The organism is Patescibacteria group bacterium, assembly GCA_028711655.1.
GTDB lineage: Bacteria > Patescibacteriota > Patescibacteriia > Patescibacteriales > JAQTRU01 > JAQTRU01.
Map to the genome: position 1 here is coordinate 22,844 of JAQTRU010000001.1, position 20,742 is coordinate 43,585.

Sequence of the window (20,742 nt, forward strand, 5' to 3'; positions counted from 1 at the left end):
GTAAAATGTGATGTGAAATGTGCGAAAAAACAACTTTAAAAATAATATAACTAAATAGCGTTAATATCAATCAGTTAATGTCAATCTAATTCGTTCAATTTCGTCCCGTTCGTGTATGTTAAAACTTCAAAATCTTCTCAAACTTTTTTTTGTCTTTAAATGGTCCGATTATTGCTAAATTCAATTTATTATTTGTAAAAATTTCACCGGCCAATTTTTTCATGTCGCCTGCTTTCACCAAATCTATTTTTCTGAAAAAATCTTCAGGAGATAAAGTTTTTCCGCCTAAAATTAAATGCTCCATATACCAGCTGGCCATATCATCAGACGCTTCCAGTCTTATCACCGAACGGCCGCGAATCAAATCTTTGGTTCTTTTTAATTCTTGGCCGCCCACCAAAATCTTCGTTAGCTTTTTATATTCGGATAAAATTATTTTTATGGCCTCTTCAATTTTGTCAACCGGAACGCCGGCCTGCGTAGTCAGATAACCGCTATCGGTATAAAATTCGGATTGAGTCCTTACATAATAAGCCAAACCCTTTTTCTCTCTTAATTCCGTAAATAAGCGAGAGCTCATGGAGCCGCCGAGAATCGTAGACATTACTTTCAAAATAAATTCTTTTTTATGGCCGAACGGTAGCGCCCTCACTCCCAGGGAAATAGTCGCCTGGTTTGTTTTTTTGTAGTGGATTTTAATCTGCGGTTTTATCTGATTTTCTATTACTTTAACTTTATCCTGAAAGTCATTTTTTCTTAATCCGGAGAAATACCGGCTAACCGCTTTTTCCGAATTATTTTTTATATTCCCAGCCAAACAAACAATCGCGCTCTCCGTGCCGTATTGGGAATTAAAATAATTGATAAAATCTTTTCGGGAAAAATTCAAAACATTTTCTTTGCGGCCGCTTACATACCAGCCGGCCGGCGCATCTCCGTAGAGGCATTCTTCAAAAACATCTTCAATATGAATCAAGGGGTTGTCGGTTCTCATATTTATTTCTTCCACAATTACGCCTTTCTCCCTCCCTATCTCTTTTGCGTCAAATTTGGAGTTAAGAAGCATGTCGCTTACAATATCAACCGCCAATTCTATTTTTGAACTATCTACTTTCACGAAATAACCCGTATATTCTTTGGAAGTAAAGGCGTTAAATTCCGCGCCTATGCTGTCCAGTCCTCCCGCGATCGCCAAAGCTGTCGGCCTCTTCTTTGTGCCTTTAAAAAACATATGCTCCAAAAAATGAGAAATGCCGTTATTTTTTTTATTCTCATATTTCGAGCCGGTTTTAAGCATCACTAAAATCGTTATGGTCTTTGTCCCGGTCATCGGCACGGTAATAAGTTTCAGCCCGTTTTTTAATTTTTTTTGTTTAAACATAATATTTCTTACCCACAAATCTACAAACAATTTGACAAATGTACAAATATTATCCCTCCGTATTTGTAAATTTGTATTGGATTTGGAGATTTGTGGGAGCTATACAACTAGCATTTAGAAATCTTCTAAACCATCTCTCACCACCATACCAACAACAAACCAAGAAAACAAGACTCCAAAATGCAAACTCCAATACCAATGGTCAACCATCATTATTATAACTAAGCTAGCGAGAATAGACAAACCAAAATATTTTTTATTTTTTATTAAATTCCATCCCAAAAATCCTAAGAGTCCCAAAAATCCCAATAATCCTACCACCCCCACTTCCGCCCAAACCAATAAAAATACATTATGGACCGGCTGATAATTCCAGCTCTCCTGACCCGGTTTCATTTCCTTTAAAGCCAAGGTGTAATTTCCCATCCCGGCGCCAAATAACCAATTATTTTTTATTAACTCTTTAGCATCAACTAAAGACTCCTTTCTTTCCGTATTAGATTTAACTTCCAGTCTCGTATCTTTAGATAACCGCGTTAAAACTAAATTATTGTAAAAATTAAATAAAATAAAAACTAAAATCCCGGCCGCCAAAATTATTTTCAACAGTTCCCTCTGCTTTAAATAATCTTTCTTTATTAAAAATATAACCAGCATCAATAAAATTCCGACTATAACTCCGGCCCAAGCTCCGCGGGAAAAAGTGAAAAACAGCGCTAATAAAAATAATAAAATAATAAAATAATAAAATAACTTAAACCTTGTTTGAAAATTTAGAAATTTAAAATTGTTTGAAAATTGAAAATTGCCAGCCAGCGGCTGGTCCGCCTCTGGCGGAAAAATTGAAAATTTATTAACTAAAAAACAAATTACTATCAATACGCCCGCAACTAAAATCCCTCCCAAAACATTCGGATGATCCAATCCCCCATAAGCCCGAAGCCACCTTTCGCCAATCCCATCAGCGCCAATTGTTTCCACAACCGAAACCCCGAGTTCAGCCGGATTATGCATCGCCATTCCCAACCACTTAGAGGCAAAACTTGATTGGGATAAAAATTGGTAAATCCCCAAACCGGCTTGAAAAAAAATTCCCGCCAACAAGCTCCACAACAATTTCATTCTGTTATAATTCGCGCTCGTCACGAGCCAAAACAATCCCACCCCCAATAAAAACCAACCGTATTTATACAAGGCCAGCCATTTGTCAGAAGCAGAAAATATAGAAATAAAAATAAATAAATCCAAAACCGCTATCACCCACCAAATTTTTGAAAATTTAGAAATTGAAAATTGTTTGAAAATTGAAAATTGAAAATTGAAAATTACGAATAATAATAGGAGCGCCAGCAAAATTATATCTACCCCATACAAACTATACGTCGCATATTCCGTCTCTCCGGCCCTGATAATCCACCTCGTCTGCCAAGGCAGTAAGAAAATTAATAAATACAAACCATATTTAATTATTTTTTCCAGTATTGTCATAAAGCAGTTTTTAGTTTTTCACTTTTCGCTTTTAGTTTTTCTTTGTATTCCTCTCTTCTGTCATTAACATGAAGTTTTATTATTCTGCCATCAACCACTACCCGGCTGTCTATATTCATAATATCTTTTATTTGTCTCGGCATTATTTCCAGTTGGATCTCTTTAATTCTTCTTTCCAGCCCGCCCAAAAGCATATCAGCCACGTTGCGGTAAAATCGAGAAAAACTTTTGCCGGCATCCCGCCTATAATTAATTCCCCCGGCTTCCCAATTAGACAAATAATTTTTTAGCCAGCCATTGGCTTTAATAAATTTATTATAAATATTATCTCTATTATAAACCGGCGCTAATCCGGCCAGCCAATAGATAAAATAAATATCTCGCCCGCCCCCCAGCATTAATTTTTCCAGATTCATGGCTTCTTCGCTTATAAAAAAACTTAAGCAAATTTTATCTTTCATGTTTTTCGGTTTCGGCCGCAGGCCCAATATTTTTATAATTAAAACGCAAAAAAATCTCGTTAGCCAAACCCTCCCATCTTCCGTGATAATAAATAAATCAATATCGCTTTCCTTTTTTAGATTATGCGCCCCGATTATATTTCCAACCGCGATCATTTTTATCCAAGGAATAAATTTGAAAATTTTAGCCAGCCAAACCGCCCGCTTGAATTTCTTATCCGTATAATTATATCTTGCCATCCTTTGCCTTATAATTTCTTCTCGGCCGGCTAAAAAATAAAAACGATTCTTTTCTCCTATGCCCAAAAGGGGTTCAACCCCCAATTTGGGGGTTGAACCCCTTCGCTCTACTAAAACTTCTAAAACTTCACTCAACTCGCACTTTACACCCGTATATTTCCAAACCTCAAATCCGGTTAGCGGGTAAGAGAACAAGTCAAAAAAAGCAATTGTCTCCACAATTGCCTCCTCGAGTTCCGCTTGTTTTTTTGCGTAATCAATTCCCATATCCTTATTCCATTTTGGGTTTATCTAGCGCCATCGGCTCAATTTTTGATTCGCCCTCGGTAATTTTTATCACGTCTTTATCCATTTTTTTAAATTCTTTGTAGGCATTATTATAATGATTAACAGTGGTGGACATGCTAATGCCCAATTTTTTCATAAAGTCATCATAGCTTAAAAGGTGACGGCCCAATTTTTCCACGTTAATTTTGATCGCCTTGGCGCTTTCTTCAATCTGCAAAGCCCGCAAGCCCTGAAGAACAGTTTGCAGATAAGCTAAAAATGAAGTTGGAGAAACAATAATCACGTGTTTGTCGCGAAAAGCGTATTCTATCAAATCTCTGGTATTTACCTGAACAGCGCCGACTTTATTTATAAGCAGATCATAATAAATCGCTTCGCTGGGAATAAACATAAAAGCAAAATCCATAGTTTTTTCCGCCGGCTTTACATATTTAGAAGTTTCATCAATTCTATTTTTCAAATCTTGTTTGAATTGCTTTTCCAGTTTTTCTTTTGTGCCCGCATCAGAGCAATTTAATATTTTTTCATAATTTTCCAAAGAAAATTTGGAATCAACCGGAATAATTTTGTCTTTCACAAACACGACGGCGTCAACAATGCTCCCGTCTTTGAAAGGATATTGCATCTGATAAGAATTCGGGGGTAAAACATTTCTCAAAGTTTCTTCCAAAAAATATTCACCCAAAACTCCGCGCTGTTTCGGATTTTTTAAAATATCCTGCAGATTCTGAAGCTGGGCCGAAAAATTTACTACTTGCTTATTGGTCTCATCCAATTTGGTCAATCTCTCGGTCACATCGCTAATCAGTTTGGCCGACTGCCCGGTTATGCCCTGAATAATTTTAGTGGCTTGGCCGAATTGCTCCTGCGTCGCCCGATGGGTTTCCGACAGCTTGCCGTCCATAGCTTGGCGCAATTCTTTGTTTTGCTCCGCTAGCTGGGACAGTTTTTCCATCATCGTAATCAGTTTCTCTCCATCTCCGTTTTCTGTTTTTTTCCGCAATAAAAGAAAGATAATGGCAATTACCCCGAGAATCAAAAGAATTAATAAAAATGTCATTAACTGGTTCGGCATCTTAAGTAAAAAGTTTAAAGTTTTAAAATTTATAAAGCAAAATAATGTAAAATATCGACCAAAATTGCCAAATAGTATGCGATACGCATTATACGTTCCACGTTATGCGATAGTTTCATCTTATCAATATTATCTGGCTTCGGCAAGGGTGAAAAAAGGATATCGCAAACCCCTGCCCCCTTCGCCGAAGTGGCTACGGAGACCAAGCATGGATTTACGATATCCTAAAAAATTCGGCAATAAAAAAAGACCCCGGATATTCTTTCTCAAGAATTATCCGGGGTTATTGTATGTGTTTATTTTTTCAAATGTTCGGGACGATCTGGAGTATTTTCTCGAGATCGCGGACCGGGCGCATGACATTGTCGGTAAAAACCATTGAATATTTCAGGGAGTCTCCTGAAAGATCAACTTCGCAGGGAGTATTGTTAATCCGAAAATGAACTGTTTCTCCCTGTCTTTTGTCCGGAAAATTCACACGATAGTTGCGGCGTTCTGCTTTCCCCACTACTTCTTTTCGAATTTCGTTGAACATCTTGTTCAACTCGGCATCGCGGCGCGCTTTTTCCGGGCCCTGGCAAGCATGGGAAAGAGCTAATTCCAGAAGACCGTAATGGTACTCTTCCGAAAGCTGCGGATATTGCCTGGTATCCAGAGTGGCAGTAAACTTGCCGTCCGTCGTTTCGATGCCCACCGTAATACGATCAAACTCCTTTTCCTTCCCGTTCCAGTCAGCTATGAAAACTTCCTTGTTTATGGATATAGGCGTGGTGAGCGGGAGATGATGTCTCGTGAGCGCCGACTTGACGAGATAATTTTCGACCCTATTAAGGCCGTCAATCTTGACATTCAGGGTTTCCTCTTCAGCCTGGACGCTGGCGACGAGAACGGTGAGAATAGCGATGACGACGAACAGAGCTTTGAATGCTTTCATAGCATCCTCCTTAAAAATGTGAGAAACGAAAACGACGAAAACGATAAATAACTTTATATATAATGTAAAGATCAATTAATATTATTAATAACCATTATCAAATAATTATAGCATACTTTAAAATATTTGTCAAGGATTTTAACTGATTATTCACTTTTTTATTTAATATTAGATAAAAAAGGACTGCTTTATAACAGTCCTTTTGAAAAATCAATTTCCGCTTGCGAAAATCTTAAAAGAATCTTTGGTAATTTTTCGGCCATAATTTTTTATTTCATCTATGGCGTAGTCCCCGAAAGGCGCCAAACCTTCGTGATATAACATTCCCTTCTCATCTTTTAGATTCATATTTTGCCGCTCAAATTCAACCGGCCAGACATAATAAATTTCTGAATTTAAACCGTATTCTTCGCCCACGCCCCACAAAATATTTCTGGTGACAAAATATAAATTGCCAAAAGCTGGTTTTATTTCTTTTCTGCGGGGAGCGAGAACAACGTAAATTGAATCAGATTCAACTAGAACCCTTAAAGCCTTTTCGCTATAAAAAGCAAAATAAAAATCGCCGTATTCTTCCCAGACCGCTTTTCCGTCCTTGAATTCGATTTCTTTAGAAGGTTTCCAGCCTTCGGAAATCTTAATTTTTGAAAGATCGGCTCTGACAACGATATTTATATCACCAAAAGCAAGGCAAACTCCCAAGGCCATAAAAATGGCCACAGACAATGCAACTGTTACCGTTTTCATTCCAATCCTCCTTGTTTGTTATCTTAATTGTCCTAAAAATCTTAAAAATCCCAAGAGCCCCAAGAATCTCACCGTTCTACACCCAGGTCACGCAGGCGACTTTATCGCTCGCTTCTTTAAAGCGCATCAATCTTACGCCCTGCGTATCCCGGCCCAATTGGTTAACTGACTTGAAAGGCAGTCTTATCACCTGGCCCTTTTCTGAAATCACGATTAAATCTTTTTCCGCCATTGCCTCTATATTAACAATAAAGGCATTCACCAGTTTTCCGGTTTTACTTGTTACTTTAGCAGTTTTGATTCCGGATCCGCCCCGGCCCTGCAACTTATAAAAACCCAGAGCGGTCCGCTTGCCAAAGCCCTGCTCCATAATAATCATAACCTGATATTTTTTCATTTTTTCTTTATCGCCTTTGATAACTCCCATGCCAATCATAATATCGTCTTTTTTCAGCCGAATTCCCCGCACCCCGGCAGCATTGCGTCCCATATCGCGGACATCAGATTCCTTGAAGCGCACAGATTGGCCTCCGGCCGTAATCAACTGAATATGGTCATTGCCGCCGGTCGGCTTGGCCCAAATTAATTTATCTTCGCCTTTTATTTTAATGGCAATAAGGCCTGACCGGCGGACATTGGCAAAGGCTTCCAGCTTGACTTTTTTCACCAACCCCTTTTCTGTCGCAAAAAATAAAAACTTGCTGTTGGAAATTTTGTCTAAAGGCAAAACCGAAGTTATTTTCTCCCCGCCCAAAAGCTGCAAGAAATTAACAATCGGCGTGCCTTTGGCGGTCCGAGAGGCCTGCGGCACCTCGTAAGCTTTTAATTGAAATACCCGGCCGCGGGTAGTAAAAAATAAAATATCAGTATGGGTAAAAGTAGTAAACATAAATTCAACCGTATCTTCTTCCTTGGTGGACAGACCGATTACGCCCTTGCCGCCGCGCGCTTGTACTTTAAAAGTATCCGGGGCTAAACGCTTAATATAACCGTCCCGCGTCATTACAATCATGGTTTCTTCGTTCGGCACCAAATCTTCAACGCTGAAATCTTTTACGCCGTGGGCGATAACCTCTGTCCTGCGCTTATCGCCGAATTTATCCGCCAAATCTTTAATTTCGTTTTTTATGATTCCCCTTATCTTTGCTTGGGATTTTAAAATTTCTTCCAAATCTTTTATAATCTTCTTTTTCTCCTTTAATTCCTCTTCTATTTTTAACCTCTCTAAATTAGCCAAATTCTGTAATCTCATTTCCAAAATAGCCGTTGCCTGCAAATCGCTAAGCTTGAATTTTTTCATCAAATTCACCTTAGCCACTTCCTTGTCCCGCGACGCTTTAATCGTCTTGATGACTGCGTCAATGTTCTTCAAAGCAATCATCAAACCCTCTAAAATATGGGCTCGCGCCTTGGCTTTGTCCAAATCAAATTGGGTCCGGCGCCTTACTACTTCCTCGCGGTGCTTGATATATTCCTCCAAAATCATTTTCAAGGTAAGAACTTTCGGCTGAATCCCGTCCACTAAAGCCAGCATATTAATATGAAAAGTTTCCTGCAATTGGGTATGCTTATACAGGCTGTTCAAAATTTTCTTCGGATAGGTTTCTTTTTTTAATTCCACTACTATGCGCACCCCTTCTTTATCCGATTCGTCCCGCAAATCTTTTATGCCTTCTATTTTTTTGTCTTTCACCAAGTCGGCAATTTTTTCTACCAAAGTGGCCTTGTTAACCTGATAAGGGATCTCGGTAATAATAATATGAAAATTTCCCCCCTTGGTTTCTTCAATGTTGGCCCGACCGCGCATAACGACCCCACCCTTGCCGGTAGCATAAGCCTGAAGGATATCTTTATTATTATAAATAAATCCGCCAGTTGGGAAATCCGGGCCTTTGACGAATTCCATTAAATCTTCAACGGTTGCGGCCGGCTTGTCTATTAAATAAATTATGGCGCTGGTTAATTCCGATAAATTGTGGGGAGGAATATTGGTCGCCATGCCTACGGCGATGCCCATTGTGCCGTTAAGAAGAAGGTTGGGGAGTTTGGCCGGAACCACTCTCGGTTCTTTCTGCGAACCGTCAAAATTCGGAGTAAAGTCCACGGTATTTTTGTCAATATCAAAAAGCAATTCCTCGGTGATGGACGCCAACTTGGCTTCCGTATAACGCATAGCGGCCGCGTTGTCTCCGTCCATGGACCCGAAATTTCCCTGTCCGCGCACCAAAGGATAACGCATGGAAAAATCCTGGGCCATGCGGACCATTGAATCATAAACGGCCGAATCGCCATGGGGATGATATTTGCCAAGAACTTCACCGACAACGGTTGCCGACTTTCTAAATTTAGCCCCGGCCCGAAGGCCGATGCTCCACATGGCGTATAAAATTCTCCTGTGCACCGGCTTTAAGCCGTCCCGGACATCAGGCAGAGCCCGGCTTACAATTACGCTCATGGCGTAATCCAGGTAAGAAACGCTCATCTCTTCCACAATTGCCTGTGGCTCCACCAAACCATACTCTGTTCTTCTGCGGCTGTCTACCACTTGCGATTTTATGGTTTTATCGCCTTCTTTCCCCGCCGCCTCAACAACTTCTTTGCCCGGCTGTTCTTTGTCTGTTTCACCTTCTTTCTCCGGCAATTTGGAAACAGATTTCTTAGTTTCTTCTTCCCCGGCTTTCTTCACAATTTTTTCCTTATCAACTTTTTTCGCCGCCTTAACCAACCTTTCGGATTTTACCTTCTCTTTCCGCTTAGGCAATTTGCTTTTTTGCTTGCCCCGCAAAGCTCCGCCTGCCGGCGAGGCAAGCTTGGCGTCGTGGGGTTTTTTTGCTTTTGCGCTTTTGTGCTTAACCGCCATATTCAAATCATTATTTATTATTTTCTATCTCCTCCTCTAATTCTTTTAACCTGTTTTTTAATTCCTCAAGATTTTCCTCTTTTATTTCCGCCTCGGGCGAAGAAAAATCGGCATTTTTATTCGGCAATAAATTGCTCTCATCTAAATTATTTTCAGTAGAAGTGGAAATATTATCTATAACGCTTACTTGTTTTAATTCTTCAAGCCCCTTTTTTATCTGCTCTATCGTCTGGCCAAAGTCGCCGGTAAGCTTATCCCATTCAAATTGCCGGTAATTGTTTCTCGCTTCCTTCGCCCCCCTAAAAACGCTTCTCATATTCAGAACCCAACCGGCAAAAATTAAAACCATAAAAAAACTTACTCCCGCCCACATCATTAATTTTTTATCCCGTTCAATCTTTTCATCTTGGAAAAGACGGGGTTTTCCGATTTCCCTTTTTACCGGCTTTTCCGATTTTTCTCTTGACTCAATTTTTTCTTGAGCGCGGCCGATTTCCCTTTCGGCTTTGGCTTTGGGAGTTTTTTGAACCTTTACTTTTAACTTAATTTTTTTTACCCTATCCGCCATATAACAAAACAATAAAAACCACTCGACTGCAGAGTGAAATTATGCTTCTATTGTAGCAAGAATAATAAAAAAAGTAAACCCCGCAGAAATGAACATTAATGCGAAATTAACTCAAAAATATAATTATAACTTAATAAAATAAGGGGCGGTTTTCTTGGCGGGGCAAACCTCTTGGCAAGTTTACACTAAAAATTAAAATTTACTAAATAAAAATAAAAAAACTCAAGGTTTTTTGCTAAATAAAAAAGCTGTTGATATTATGTTTATAAAGGCCCTTGACATTAAATAAATAATAGTTTACTATTAAAGATACGAAAAATACAAAAGAATAGCAGGCAGGAGGCAAGGAAACAGTAATATTAATTTAAATTTAATATTCCTGTTTTTTTGCTGCTTGCCCGGTAATAATTCCGGGGAGAAGGAATGCCCTTTAACAATTTATTAAATTTTGGTGAACAAAAAAATTTTTGGCGCTAGCAGGCGCCGATTTAATCCTGTCGTCCTCGGACGACGGGGCAAGGATAACGAAATTTACCCGGGGCAACCCGGGTCTCAAATAGAAGTTAAAAGCTTCAACAGGGAAGAAAACCTGTTTAAAAACTTTCTCTTGGATAGTAAACCAAGTAAAAAACTTTAAGAGAGTTTTCAGCCAGAGGCTGATCCGCCTTTGGCGGAGATCCTGGCCTGCCCGCAAGGGCAGGTTAAAACTGGAGTACTGAAAACTTTCCTTGGATAGTAAACCAAGTAAAAAACTTTAAGAGAGTTTGATCCTGGCTCAGGATGAACGCTGGCGGCGTGTCTAAGGCATGCAAGTCGAATGCCAATGCTTCGCATTGGCGCGCGGACCCGAGCGGACTAATGCGGACTAATGCGGAAATTTTTTTCCGTATAAGTCCGTATAAGTCCGTATAAGTCCGCGTGCCGCTGTGGAGCAGCGGCATGGCAAACGGGAGAGTAACACATTGGTAATCTACCTCGAGGACGAGGATAACCCTGCGAAAGCGGGAATAATACTCGATGATAGTGAGGGGGCAAAAGCCATTCTCACTTAAAACTCCGGTGCCTCGAGAGGAACCTATGGCCTATCAGCTTGTTGGTGGGGTAATGGCCCACCAAGGCGACGACGGGTAGCGGGTGTGAGAGCATGACCCGTCTCACTGGGACTGAGACACTGCCCAGACTCCTACGGGAGGCTGCAGTCAAGAATCTTCCTCAATGGCCGAAAGGCTGAAGGAGCGACGCCGCGTGCATGAAGAAGCCCTTCGGGGTGTAAAGTGCTTTTAACTGGGACGAATCAATGACGGTACCAGTTGAATAAGGGGCTGCTAACCTCGTGCCAGCAGCAGCGGTAATACGAGGGCCCCGAGCGTTATCCGGATTTATTGGGCGTAAAGGGTCCGTAGGCGGCCCGTCGCATCTTTCGTTAAATCCATCGGCTCAACCGATGGCCTGCGAAAGAGATGAGCGGGCTAGAGACCGGAAGAGGCAAACGGAATTGCTGGTGTAGGGGTTAAATCCGTTAATATCAGCAAGAACGCCAAATGCGAAAGCAGTTTGCTAAGACGGTTCTGACGCTAAGGGACGAAAGCGTGGGTAGCGAATGGGATTAGATACCCCAGTAGTCCACGCCGTAAACGATGGATGCTAAGCCTTGAAAGTATCGACCCTTTCAGTGCTGTTAATTTAAGGTAACCCGTTAAGCATCCCGCCTGGGGAGTACGAGCGCAAGCTTAAAACTCAAAGGAATAGACGGGGACCCGCACAAGCGGTGGAGCATGTGGTTTAATTCGACGATAAGCGAGGAACCTCACCAAGGTTTGACATCAGGCTGCATTTTCTGGAAACAGAAAAGCCTTCGAGGGTGCCTGACAGATGCTGCATGGTTGTCGTCAGCTCGTGTCGTGAGATGTACCGTTAAGTCGGAAAACGAGCGCAACCCTTATCCTGTGTTTTATATGTCTCAGGAGACTGCCCGCTTTAAGTGGGAGGAAGGTGGGATGACGTCAAATCAGCATGGTTCTTACACCTTGGGCAACACACGTGCTACAATGGGAATTACAAAGGGAAGCCAAACCGTAAGGTGGAGCAAATCCCTTAAAAGTTCTCTCAGTTCGGATTGAGGTCTGCAACTCGACCTCATGAAGCCGGAATCGCTAGTAATCGTGGATCAGCTATGCCACGGTGAATACGTTCTCGGGTCTTGTACTCACCGCCCGTCAAGTCAAGGGAGTCGGCAATACCCGAAGACCCCCGCCTAAATTTTCGAACTTCGAAAATTTTGGCGGGGGGCTAAGGTAAGGCTGGTAACAAGGACTAAGTCGTAACAAGGCATCCGTAGCGGAAGCTGTGGATGGATCACCTCCTTTCTAGGGAGATATTCGGTGAAAAAAACGAATGTGTCGACCTACTTAAATTTTTATAAAATCTAGGTGGGAAATTGGCGCCTGCTAGCTTTGAAATTTTGATCATCAAATAAAAAAATACGCGAGTTGATCGCGTATTTTTTGTTGTAAAAATTTTAAAATAAATTCCCAAAAATCCCAAGAATCATTATGATCCCAGGGATCCCGCTAATTAATCCCCATTCTCTCTTTTACTCTTCTTAAAGTTTCATCCGCAATCGGCTTAACTTTCTTTGCCCCGTCTTCCATGATTTTTTTCGCTTCTTTATCACTAATTATTTTATACCTTTCCTGGAAATCTGCCAAGAACTTCTTTACCACTTCGGCCAAATCTTTTTTAAAGTCGCCGTATCCCTTGCCCCGGTATTTAGCTTCCAGTTTTTTTATTGGCTCATCAGAGAGTAAAGAATAAATAGTCAACAGATTAGAAATTGCCGGCTTGCTTTTTGGGTCATATTTAATTTCCGAACCGGAATCAGTTACGGCCTTCATAATTTTTTTAGCCGCCGCTTCCGGATTATCCGTTAAGCCAATAAAATTATATTCGCTTTCTGCGCTCTTGCTCATTTTCTTGCTCGGGTCGTCCAGGCCCATAATCCGCGCTCCTTCTTTTCTAATAACCACTTCCGGAATTTTAAACGTTTCACCGAATTGCGAATTAAACCTACGCCCTAAAGTCCGACAAAGTTCAACATGCTGGGCCTGGTCTTCTCCAACCGGCACGGCATCGGTATTATAAAGTAAAATATCCGAAGCCATTAAAACCGGGTAATCAAAAAGGCCGATCCCAACATTTTCCTGTCCTTCTCCGGCCTTATCTTTAAACTGGGTCATTTTATTTAAATCGGAAATCCGGGCTACGCAATTTAAGATCCAAGTTAATTCCGTGTGCGCGCTAATATCAGACTGCTGGAAAATAATTGATTTTTTCGGGTCAATGCCGGACGCTAAATAAATTTTAGCCACTTCTATAATTTTTTTCTTTAGCGCTTCTGGGTCCTGCTTAACCGTAATGGCGTGATAATCAACCACGCAAAAAATGCATTGATTTTTCTCCTGCATTACCACCCACTGGGCAATCGCGCCCAGATAATTGCCAAGATGCAGATTGCCGCTGGGTTGGACCCCGGAAAAGACTATAGGTTTATTAAGCATAATTATCAAATTATATAGTATTCGTATATTCGTAAATAATTCGTAATTCGTAGGAATATACTATTATTGTAATTTAATTATTGGTTTTAAGCAAGAAAAAGGTGGAGACAAGACGGCATCTCGTCTCCACCTAAAACCATTACTGCCTGCCGTTCCGTTTTTGGAACTGGCTCTTTCTAGCGCTTTTGTCGCATTTCGGACAACGCTTTACGGTTTTGCCGCCGGGCAAATAGAACGTTTGAATTCTTTCACCATGAACACTGCATTTCTTAGCCATAAATCCTTCTCCTAATTACCCATTACAAAAACCACCTGATGGTGAAGAACCAGACTCCCCGCTTGTACCACCTACAGGAGTGGTAAATCCGAAACCAACGGAATTACGCGGTTTATCTCTTCCTGTACTTGTCTCTTTCTTTTGCCCGCATACCAAACAAACGCCGTCAATGACTCTACCGCCGCAACCAGGTTTAGAACAAATTAATTCTTCAGCCATGATAGGCCTCCATGTTAAGAATGAACAATTAAATATACAATGAATGAACAATTCCTTTCCGCATTAGTCCGCATCAGTCTGTATTAGTCCGTGAAAAGAAAAAAGCTTCCCATCTCTTAAGCATAACTAAATCATGCTCAAGGGACGAAAAGCTTTTGCTTTACGCGGTACCACCCCTTTTCCCGCCAAACTTTTGCGAACAAAACTTAGGCGGGCACTTTTACTGACTCTGACCCCTCTCGACAAGCTCAGGGCGACATCAGTTAGCCCATGATTACGGAGGCAACCGGGTCTTCACTCTCGCAAAAACCACCCTTCCGCCAATTGACGGATAATTCAGGCCCAACCCCCTGCAAAAAAGCAGAGGACCTGAATAGGTTTTATTGTTTTTAAACTACTAAATACAGAATAACATAATAAAAAATTCTATCAAATAACTGGGTTTATTTATCCTATTTTGCCTCCTCTAATTGATACCACTTAACATGATAATGAATTTTCTCTTCCTGGCCGTCCGGAATTTTATTTATATTAGGAATTCTAGAATCCGGACTATTTTCTCGATACACTACCTTAAGACTATTACCGATAGTTCCTTCAACTACCAACAACATAGATTTCTCTATCCATCTACTAAATTTTTTTTCGTCTTCTTCTAAATCCTGTCTTGCTTTCTTCAGTCCATCTTCACCTAATCCCCCTCCATATTTTTTCTCAACATCAATTAAAGTTGGCCTTTGCTTTTTTTCTCTATCTTCTCGCGGAAACACTACTAATTTGTCAAGTTCTCCCATGTCTTTAAAAAAACCAAAAAACCGAACTTCTGTCTCGGGGTCTATTTTTTCAGACGCTGAAGGAATTACCTTTAAACCTCCTTCGGGATCAATCTTAGCCCTATCTACTTTACCGTCAGATATAATAAACGCGCCCTCCCTCCCGGGTATTTCAAATAAAGCCTCGGAATAATTAGGAATATCCTTTATTTTATATTTTTTGCCAACTTCCAATGGCGCGGGCATTTGGTTTGGTTGTTCTTTCATAATTTTTAACTTTCAAGTACACAATAGCATAATAAAAAAAATTTTGTCAATCACGGCTCGCTCACAATCCCCTTTAGCAGAGCCGTAGTCCCCCAACCCCGCCGCTGGCGGGGTTAACGGGAGACCATGATTGAACCAATCCTTTTAGAGAAGGCCCTGCCAGAGCGAAAAGAATAAAAATTTATCACCCGCGCACACAACGAACATAGAGGTTGTAGATTTTGCCGGTGTAGTCCACGAGGCCGTAGCCGAAACTCACGCCCCAGGCGCTGGTGGTATTGTGAACAACGGTAGTAGAAGACCAATAATAAGTGTTGCTGCCGGGGTTGGTATTAGGGAAATAAGTGGTATTGATGGCTGGCAGAGAATTCTGATAATTCACGATGCTCATTAGCTCTTTTACATTTGGCAATCTCCAATTATTATAACCACCAAAAATCAAATTTTGGCATTGGCTTAGAGCATTTTCCCAGTTAACATTATTGACGTATCCGGCGCAGTTGGTTGTTGAAGTATCCGGCTCCGTGCATTTCTTCCACATCAAACCCGTGCAGTTATCAGTTATAGTACCGTTGCCATTGTCTGTGAAAGAAGGATTGCAGGTGGAAGGACTGTTGGCAGAGGTATAATCATTATCTTCGCCATAAGTTGCGGTATAGCTTGAAGTCTGACCGGTATCAGGAAGAGTTTTAATCCCTGTATAAATCCCTGCCAGGCCAAATATGGTAACTCCGCTTTTAATATTGCCGGCGGCTAAGTCAGTATCTAAGGCGCTCTTGCTAGTTTGGTTAATAAAGCATTTTCCGCCATTGTTATCAGTACAATCGGTCAGGGTATTACTAGCCAAATCAACTAGATTATTCCAGTTAGCTTCGGTTAAGGTATCACTAGAAGCTGTAGCTCCGGTAGCCTCGGTATCGCAGTTGCTGCCGCATTTATTGTGAATTTCATTAACAAAAGTATTCCAATTACTTTGGCTAAGCTGGCCTGAATCATTAGTTTTAGCGTCATTCCAGGCTGCGTAGACATAAGTAGCGCCAATGGCTAGGAATATTCCGAAAATTAGATAAATCAGCCGGGAAGAAATAAATCCCGCACCTTTCAGCAGAGCATCAAACCTCGCCGAAAGAATTTTGCCTAAATCCTTCATCCCCGCAACAAAGCTACGAAATATTAAGGAAAGGTGCGGGATAAATTTTAATGTTTTTTTAAAAATGTTTTTCATATTTTTATTGAGATCGTAGTACCCCAATGGGAGACTGCGACTGAGTTAAATTTTTAATAAATATAACACACGCATGTTGCCCATGATTCATAATTATTTCTGTAACAACCAACACGATTATCTCCGCCACCAGTATATACTGTGAAATCGTTTCCACCAGTATTACATGTGTTGCTACAAACAGTCCCAACAGTGCATGAATAATCTGAAGTACAATCACTGGGATAGCATTTAACTCCTGTAGATGCTAAAGTACCAGCAACCCCAAAAATAGTTACTCCACTTTTTATATTTCCAACAGCCAAATCACTATCCATAGCGGAAAAAGTGGAAGTGTTCATATAGCAATAACCATTATTGCTAGCGGCCGAACAGGCATTGGCATTAACGTATTTAGCCGTATCATCAACATAACAATTAGTTTTGGTGGTCGTAGTTGAATCAGCGCATTCCGAGCCAAAAGCATAATAGCTGTTGTCAGTCGGAACAAAACATTGGTTTTCTTTAGCTTCATTACATAAATCAGTCGTCAGATAGCGGGCAGTAGTATCAACATAGCAGTTTGTTTGGGTGGTGGTAGTTGATTCTCCGCATTCCGTAGAATACCACTCTCCGGCCGTAGTCATCCGATTGGTAATATATTCCAGCCGTTCTACGATAGAGCCATCTTTATTGGTTGCCACCAAGGACGAGTCAAAATCATTATTCGCGTTGTTGGCGCCCAAAATATTCTGGGTAAAATCCTGGTCCGAATCCGTTGGCCCGGCGCTTGGTTCAACAAAAGCGGCGTAAACATAAACGGTAACAACCGCGGTTAAGGTTAAAATAACCGTAGTAATTATGCGCCAGCCAATTCTTCCTAGATAGTCATTCAGTTTGGTTTTTAAGATTTGGTTATCCATCCAAGTTTTAAATTATCAATTATCAATTTTCTAATTTTCAATCAATTACCAATTAACAAATTTTCAATTGATAATTTAATTATTGAAAATTCATTAATAATTGAGACTTGAAAATTGAAAATTTTATCTCGTCCTTATCCATTTTCGCTTTTTGCTTCTTCAACGGCTGTCCAAATAATCAATAACATATTCTAACCTCTCAATAATGCTACCGTCATTATTGACCACCACCAAAGACGAGTCAAAATCATTATTCGCGTTGTTGGCGCCCAAGATATTTTGGGTAAAATCCTGGTCAGAATCAGCCGGCCCGGCCGAGGGTTCGATAAAAGCGACGTAAACATAAACGGTAACAACCGCGGTTAAGGTTAGAATAATAACCACAATGGCCTTTTTGCCTAATTCTTTTAGATTTAAGAAATTTATTATTTTTTTAACAAAATTTTTCATATTTAGATTGCCTATAGCAAAAAATAATCAGAAAAACTACTTTGGTTATCTGAACTTATTTTATCATTATTTTAAAATAATCTCAATATTAAAAACGCGCTCCGCAAACATTGACAATTAGATTAATCTCCCCTATAATCTAAACATAAAAAATAAATAATTTTTTATTTTTGATTTCTAATTTTTAATTTTGAAAGATATGCCTTTAATTCCAACAGTTATAGAAAAAGACGGACATGTGGAACGGGCTTATGATATCTATTCCCGGCTTTTAAAAGACCGGATTATATTTTTAGGCGAGCCTATCACCGACCATGTCGCCAATATCATTATCGCCCAATTTCTGTTTTTGGACGCCGAGAATAAGGACCGGGACATAAAATTTTATATCAACTCTCCGGGCGGATCAGTCACGGCCGGTATGGCGATCTATGACACCATGCAATATGTCAAATCCGATGTCTCCACAATTTGTGTCGGCATGGCCGCTTCTATGGGCGCCACCTTGCTCGCTGCCGGAGCCAAAGGAAAAAGGTTCGCTTTGCCCAATTCGGAAATTATGATCCACCAGATTATGGGCGGAGCCGAAGGCCAAGCTGTTGACATAAAAATCAGGGCCGAACATATCCTGAAGATAAAAGACAAAATGAATAAAATCCTGGCTTTCCATACCGGGCAAAAAATCTCCGCAATTGAAAAAGACACTGACCGCGACCGCTTTATGGATGTGGAAGAAGCGAAAAAGTACGGCATCATTGATAAAATAATTACGAGGTAATTTTCATTTTCTTGTTGGGAGCTCAACTCCGGGGCCTCGGAGTTGAGCTCTTTTTAGTTTATTGCCAGATGCCGTTTTCTTGTTTCACCGCTTCAAGCATGATATAATATGATTATCGGCCAATAATGGCTGAAAAAACAAGGAGGTTAATGTGAGACCCAAAATCGGCGTAGTCTTTCTTCCTGAAGCGCAAGGCAAAGCCAACGAGAGTCTGTCGCAGAATTTCCCGAATCCGTTCAACTGATGGCTGTTCCGGTGCAACAAGGGGTAGACTTGCTAAACGCGAGTCTACCCTCTTTTTTTATTTTATTGAATAAGTTTAGGGACTTAGTCGCCACAGAGGCGACTAAGTCCCTATATTTCAGAATGTGATGATTCTTTTTCCCCATTCAATCTTGATTTTCCAAGCTCTTTACAAACCTTAAATCTTATGCTAAGATAATTTTACAAACTTAAATTAAATTAATAACGAATAGTGTTGTTAGGAAAAGGAATAATTTTTTAAAGATTTTTCCAATATCATCGGACAAACCCAATAAATTTGTGAAAATAACTAATTACTCTAGAATATTCTCTGGAACAAAAATCAAAAAATCGTTTGTCGGCCTTAATAATTTAGGGCTTATTGTATTGCGAAAAAACAATTAAATTCAACCTCCTGACAACAGAAATAAATTCTATGGAATATGCGATCTACCTTATTCTGGCTGTGGGCGGTTTTTTTATTGGCTACTGGTTAAGAAAAAGAAAAGCTTTAAGCGAAATTAACAGCGCCGAGGCTCGCGCCGAAAAAATTCTAAACGACACCAAGGTTAAACAAAAAGAGTTGCTGCTCGTTGCCCAGGATAAAGCTTTGAAAATCATTGAGGAAGCAAAAAAAGAGGAGGGACAAAGGCGAAAAGAAATAAATAACCTGCAAACCAGACTGGAAAAAAGGGAAACCGCTTTTTCCCAAAAATTATTGGAATTGCAGGAAAAGCAACAGCAGCTTTTTGACAAAGTCAACAGAGTGGAGGAAGTAAAGGAAAAAATAAAACAAATCAAAGAGGAGCAGATGGTAAAACTGGAAAAAATCGCCAAGATGACAAAAGACGAGGCCAAAGAAGTTTTGTTAAAAAATGTCGAAGAAAAAGTAAAAGAGGATCTGCTTGTCCGCATTAATAAGTTGGAAAAAGAAGCTACGGAGACTATAGATGAAAAAGCCAAAGACCTGATGACCGGGGCTATGCAACGCCTGGTTTCTTCCTACACTCCGGAAATAACAACGACCACGGTTGATTTGCCAAACGATGAAATGAAGGGCCGGATTATCGGCCGGGAAGGCCGCAACATTAAAGCGATTGAACAAATAACCGGCGTGGAAATTATCGTGGATGACACGCCGAACGCCATTACCATCTCCGGCTTCTCACCCATAAGGCGACACATTGCCAAAAGGGCTTTGGATTATTTAATTAAAGACGGACGGATCCATCCGACCAAAATTGAAGAAGCGATTGAAGAAGCGAAAAAAGAACTGGCTTTGGATATTAAAAAAGCCGGGGAAGAAGCCATGTATGAAATCGGTGTGGCCGGCCTTGACCCGAAATTAGTCCAGATTATCGGCCGCTTGAAATACCGCTCCAGCTACGGGCAAAACGCCCTTGGCCATTCCATAGAAGTGGCCCATCTTTCCGCTCTTTTAGCCGAGGAATTAAAAGCCGATGTGACCTTAGCTAAAAAAGCCGGTTTGCTTCATGATATTGGAAAAGCCGTTGACCATGAAGTGCAAGGGACTCATCCGGAAATCGGCCGCGATATCGCCAAAAAATTCAATTTGCCCCAAGAAGTTATTGATCCGATTGAAACTCATCACGACGACCATCCGCGCGGCCTGACTGCCGTAATCGTTAAAGTGGCAGACGCGATTTCCGCGGCCCGTCCAGGAGCCCGTTATGACACTTATGAACGTTATATCCAGCGCCTGGAAGAACTGGAAAAAATCGCCACTTCTTTCCCGGGAGTGGAAAAATCTTACGCGATTCAGGCCGGACGCGAAGTAAGGGTTTTTGTCATGCCAGAAGAAATTGACGATTTGAAATCTCATGATTTGGCCCGCGACATAGCGAAAAAAATAGAAGAAGAGTTGAAATATCCGGGAGAAATAAAAGTTAATGTTATCAGGGAAATGCGGGTAACGGAATATGCGCGCTAACGCGCTAGTAGAAAGTTATAAAGTTGAAAGTTATAAAGTCTTACTTTCAACTTTATAA

The 20,742-nt window shown here is 40.7% G+C and carries 16 protein-coding genes and 1 rRNA gene; 3 read left to right on the forward strand and 14 right to left on the reverse strand.

The window, feature by feature from the left end:
* Positions 1-118: 118 nt before the first annotated feature.
* The 8 genes from PHQ42_00095 to PHQ42_00130 all read right to left on the reverse strand — a co-directional run bounded on the left by PHQ42_00095 (position 119) and on the right by PHQ42_00130 (position 10,042).
* Complete coding sequence (locus tag PHQ42_00095) at positions 119-1,381, reverse strand: pitrilysin family protein (GenBank protein ID MDD5071133.1); 1,263 nt, start codon at positions 1,379-1,381, stop codon at positions 119-121.
* A gap of 114 nt (positions 1,382-1,495) precedes the next feature.
* Positions 1,496-2,869: an O-antigen ligase family protein gene (locus PHQ42_00100; GenBank protein ID MDD5071134.1), complete on the reverse strand. Its 1,374-nt coding sequence runs from the start codon at positions 2,867-2,869 to the stop codon at positions 1,496-1,498.
* Positions 2,866-3,837 (reverse strand): hypothetical protein, encoded by a 972-nt coding sequence (locus PHQ42_00105; protein MDD5071135.1) that lies wholly within the window; start codon positions 3,835-3,837, stop codon positions 2,866-2,868. The genes PHQ42_00100 and PHQ42_00105 overlap by 4 nt, the downstream gene beginning before the upstream one ends.
* A gap of 4 nt (positions 3,838-3,841) precedes the next feature.
* Positions 3,842-4,933 (reverse strand): DNA recombination protein RmuC, encoded by a 1,092-nt coding sequence (locus PHQ42_00110; GenBank protein MDD5071136.1) that lies wholly within the window; start codon positions 4,931-4,933, stop codon positions 3,842-3,844.
* Between the two features lie 304 nt (positions 4,934-5,237).
* The gene (locus PHQ42_00115) at positions 5,238-5,867 is read right to left on the reverse strand and encodes a hypothetical protein (GenBank protein MDD5071137.1); all 630 of its coding nucleotides are present in this window, start codon (positions 5,865-5,867) and stop codon (positions 5,238-5,240) included.
* A 210-nt stretch (positions 5,868-6,077) separates the two neighbouring features.
* A complete protein-coding gene (locus PHQ42_00120) occupies positions 6,078-6,614 on the reverse strand; it encodes a hypothetical protein (GenBank protein MDD5071138.1) in 537 nt (178 codons plus the stop codon).
* Between the two features lie 76 nt (positions 6,615-6,690).
* The gene (gene gyrA / locus PHQ42_00125; protein ID MDD5071139.1) at positions 6,691-9,474 is read right to left on the reverse strand and encodes a DNA gyrase subunit A; all 2,784 of its coding nucleotides are present in this window, start codon (positions 9,472-9,474) and stop codon (positions 6,691-6,693) included.
* Positions 9,475-9,484: 10 nt separating this feature from the next.
* Positions 9,485-10,042 (reverse strand): hypothetical protein, encoded by a 558-nt coding sequence (locus PHQ42_00130; GenBank protein MDD5071140.1) that lies wholly within the window; start codon positions 10,040-10,042, stop codon positions 9,485-9,487.
* 752 nt (positions 10,043-10,794) lie between these two features.
* Here PHQ42_00130 and PHQ42_00135 point away from each other — a divergent pair.
* Positions 10,795-12,408, forward strand: a 16S ribosomal RNA gene (locus tag PHQ42_00135).
* 204 nt (positions 12,409-12,612) lie between these two features.
* On the opposite strand, the gene trpS is transcribed toward PHQ42_00135, so the two are convergent.
* The 6 genes from trpS to PHQ42_00165 all read right to left on the reverse strand — a co-directional run bounded on the left by trpS (position 12,613) and on the right by PHQ42_00165 (position 17,712).
* Positions 12,613-13,599 (reverse strand): tryptophan--tRNA ligase, encoded by a 987-nt coding sequence (gene trpS / locus PHQ42_00140; protein MDD5071141.1) that lies wholly within the window; start codon positions 13,597-13,599, stop codon positions 12,613-12,615.
* A gap of 139 nt (positions 13,600-13,738) precedes the next feature.
* Positions 13,739-13,876, reverse strand: coding sequence for a hypothetical protein (locus PHQ42_00145; GenBank protein ID MDD5071142.1), 138 nt, complete (start codon positions 13,874-13,876; stop codon positions 13,739-13,741).
* A 671-nt stretch (positions 13,877-14,547) separates the two neighbouring features.
* Positions 14,548-15,135, reverse strand: a complete 588-nt coding sequence (locus PHQ42_00150) for a hypothetical protein (GenBank protein MDD5071143.1) — start codon at positions 15,133-15,135, stop codon at positions 14,548-14,550.
* Positions 15,136-15,319: 184 nt separating this feature from the next.
* Complete coding sequence (locus tag PHQ42_00155; protein ID MDD5071144.1) at positions 15,320-16,360, reverse strand: DUF1566 domain-containing protein; 1,041 nt, start codon at positions 16,358-16,360, stop codon at positions 15,320-15,322.
* Positions 16,361-16,413: 53 nt separating this feature from the next.
* Positions 16,414-17,262 carry a hypothetical protein gene (locus PHQ42_00160; GenBank protein ID MDD5071145.1) on the reverse strand — a complete coding sequence of 283 codons (849 nt, stop codon included), beginning with the start codon at positions 17,260-17,262 and terminating at the stop codon, positions 16,414-16,416.
* 159 nt (positions 17,263-17,421) lie between these two features.
* Positions 17,422-17,712, reverse strand: coding sequence for a hypothetical protein (locus PHQ42_00165; protein MDD5071146.1), 291 nt, complete (start codon positions 17,710-17,712; stop codon positions 17,422-17,424).
* A 199-nt stretch (positions 17,713-17,911) separates the two neighbouring features.
* On the opposite strand from PHQ42_00165, the gene clpP reads away from it, so the two are divergent.
* Positions 17,912-18,490, forward strand: a complete 579-nt coding sequence (gene clpP, locus PHQ42_00170; protein MDD5071147.1) for an ATP-dependent Clp endopeptidase proteolytic subunit ClpP — start codon at positions 17,912-17,914, stop codon at positions 18,488-18,490.
* Positions 18,491-19,169: 679 nt separating this feature from the next.
* A complete protein-coding gene (gene rny, locus PHQ42_00175) occupies positions 19,170-20,684 on the forward strand; it encodes a ribonuclease Y (GenBank protein MDD5071148.1) in 1,515 nt (504 codons plus the stop codon).
* Positions 20,685-20,742 lie beyond the last annotated feature (58 nt).

Bases quoted from the DNA above. Each gene is read 5' to 3' on its own strand.
- PHQ42_00095 (MDD5071133.1), bottom strand. From the start codon at position 1,381: ATGTTTAAACAAAAAAAATTAAAAAACGGGCTGAAACTTATTACCGTG.
- PHQ42_00100 (MDD5071134.1), bottom strand. From the start codon at position 2,869: ATGACAATACTGGAAAAAATAATTAAATATGGTTTGTATTTATTAATT.
- PHQ42_00105 (MDD5071135.1), bottom strand. From the start codon at position 3,837: ATGGGAATTGATTACGCAAAAAAACAAGCGGAACTCGAGGAGGCAATT.
- PHQ42_00110 (MDD5071136.1), bottom strand. From the start codon at position 4,933: ATGCCGAACCAGTTAATGACATTTTTATTAATTCTTTTGATTCTCGGG.
- PHQ42_00115 (MDD5071137.1), bottom strand. From the start codon at position 5,867: ATGAAAGCATTCAAAGCTCTGTTCGTCGTCATCGCTATTCTCACCGTT.
- PHQ42_00120 (MDD5071138.1), bottom strand. From the start codon at position 6,614: ATGAAAACGGTAACAGTTGCATTGTCTGTGGCCATTTTTATGGCCTTG.
- gyrA (MDD5071139.1), bottom strand. From the start codon at position 9,474: ATGGCGGTTAAGCACAAAAGCGCAAAAGCAAAAAAACCCCACGACGCC.
- PHQ42_00130 (MDD5071140.1), bottom strand. From the start codon at position 10,042: ATGGCGGATAGGGTAAAAAAAATTAAGTTAAAAGTAAAGGTTCAAAAA.
- trpS (MDD5071141.1), bottom strand. From the start codon at position 13,599: ATGCTTAATAAACCTATAGTCTTTTCCGGGGTCCAACCCAGCGGCAAT.
- PHQ42_00145 (MDD5071142.1), bottom strand. From the start codon at position 13,876: ATGGCTAAGAAATGCAGTGTTCATGGTGAAAGAATTCAAACGTTCTAT.
- PHQ42_00150 (MDD5071143.1), bottom strand. From the start codon at position 15,135: ATGAAAGAACAACCAAACCAAATGCCCGCGCCATTGGAAGTTGGCAAA.
- PHQ42_00155 (MDD5071144.1), bottom strand. From the start codon at position 16,360: ATGAAAAACATTTTTAAAAAAACATTAAAATTTATCCCGCACCTTTCC.
- PHQ42_00160 (MDD5071145.1), bottom strand. From the start codon at position 17,262: ATGGATAACCAAATCTTAAAAACCAAACTGAATGACTATCTAGGAAGA.
- PHQ42_00165 (MDD5071146.1), bottom strand. From the start codon at position 17,712: ATGAAAAATTTTGTTAAAAAAATAATAAATTTCTTAAATCTAAAAGAA.
- clpP (MDD5071147.1), top strand. From the start codon at position 17,912: ATGCCTTTAATTCCAACAGTTATAGAAAAAGACGGACATGTGGAACGG.
- rny (MDD5071148.1), top strand. From the start codon at position 19,170: ATGGAATATGCGATCTACCTTATTCTGGCTGTGGGCGGTTTTTTTATT.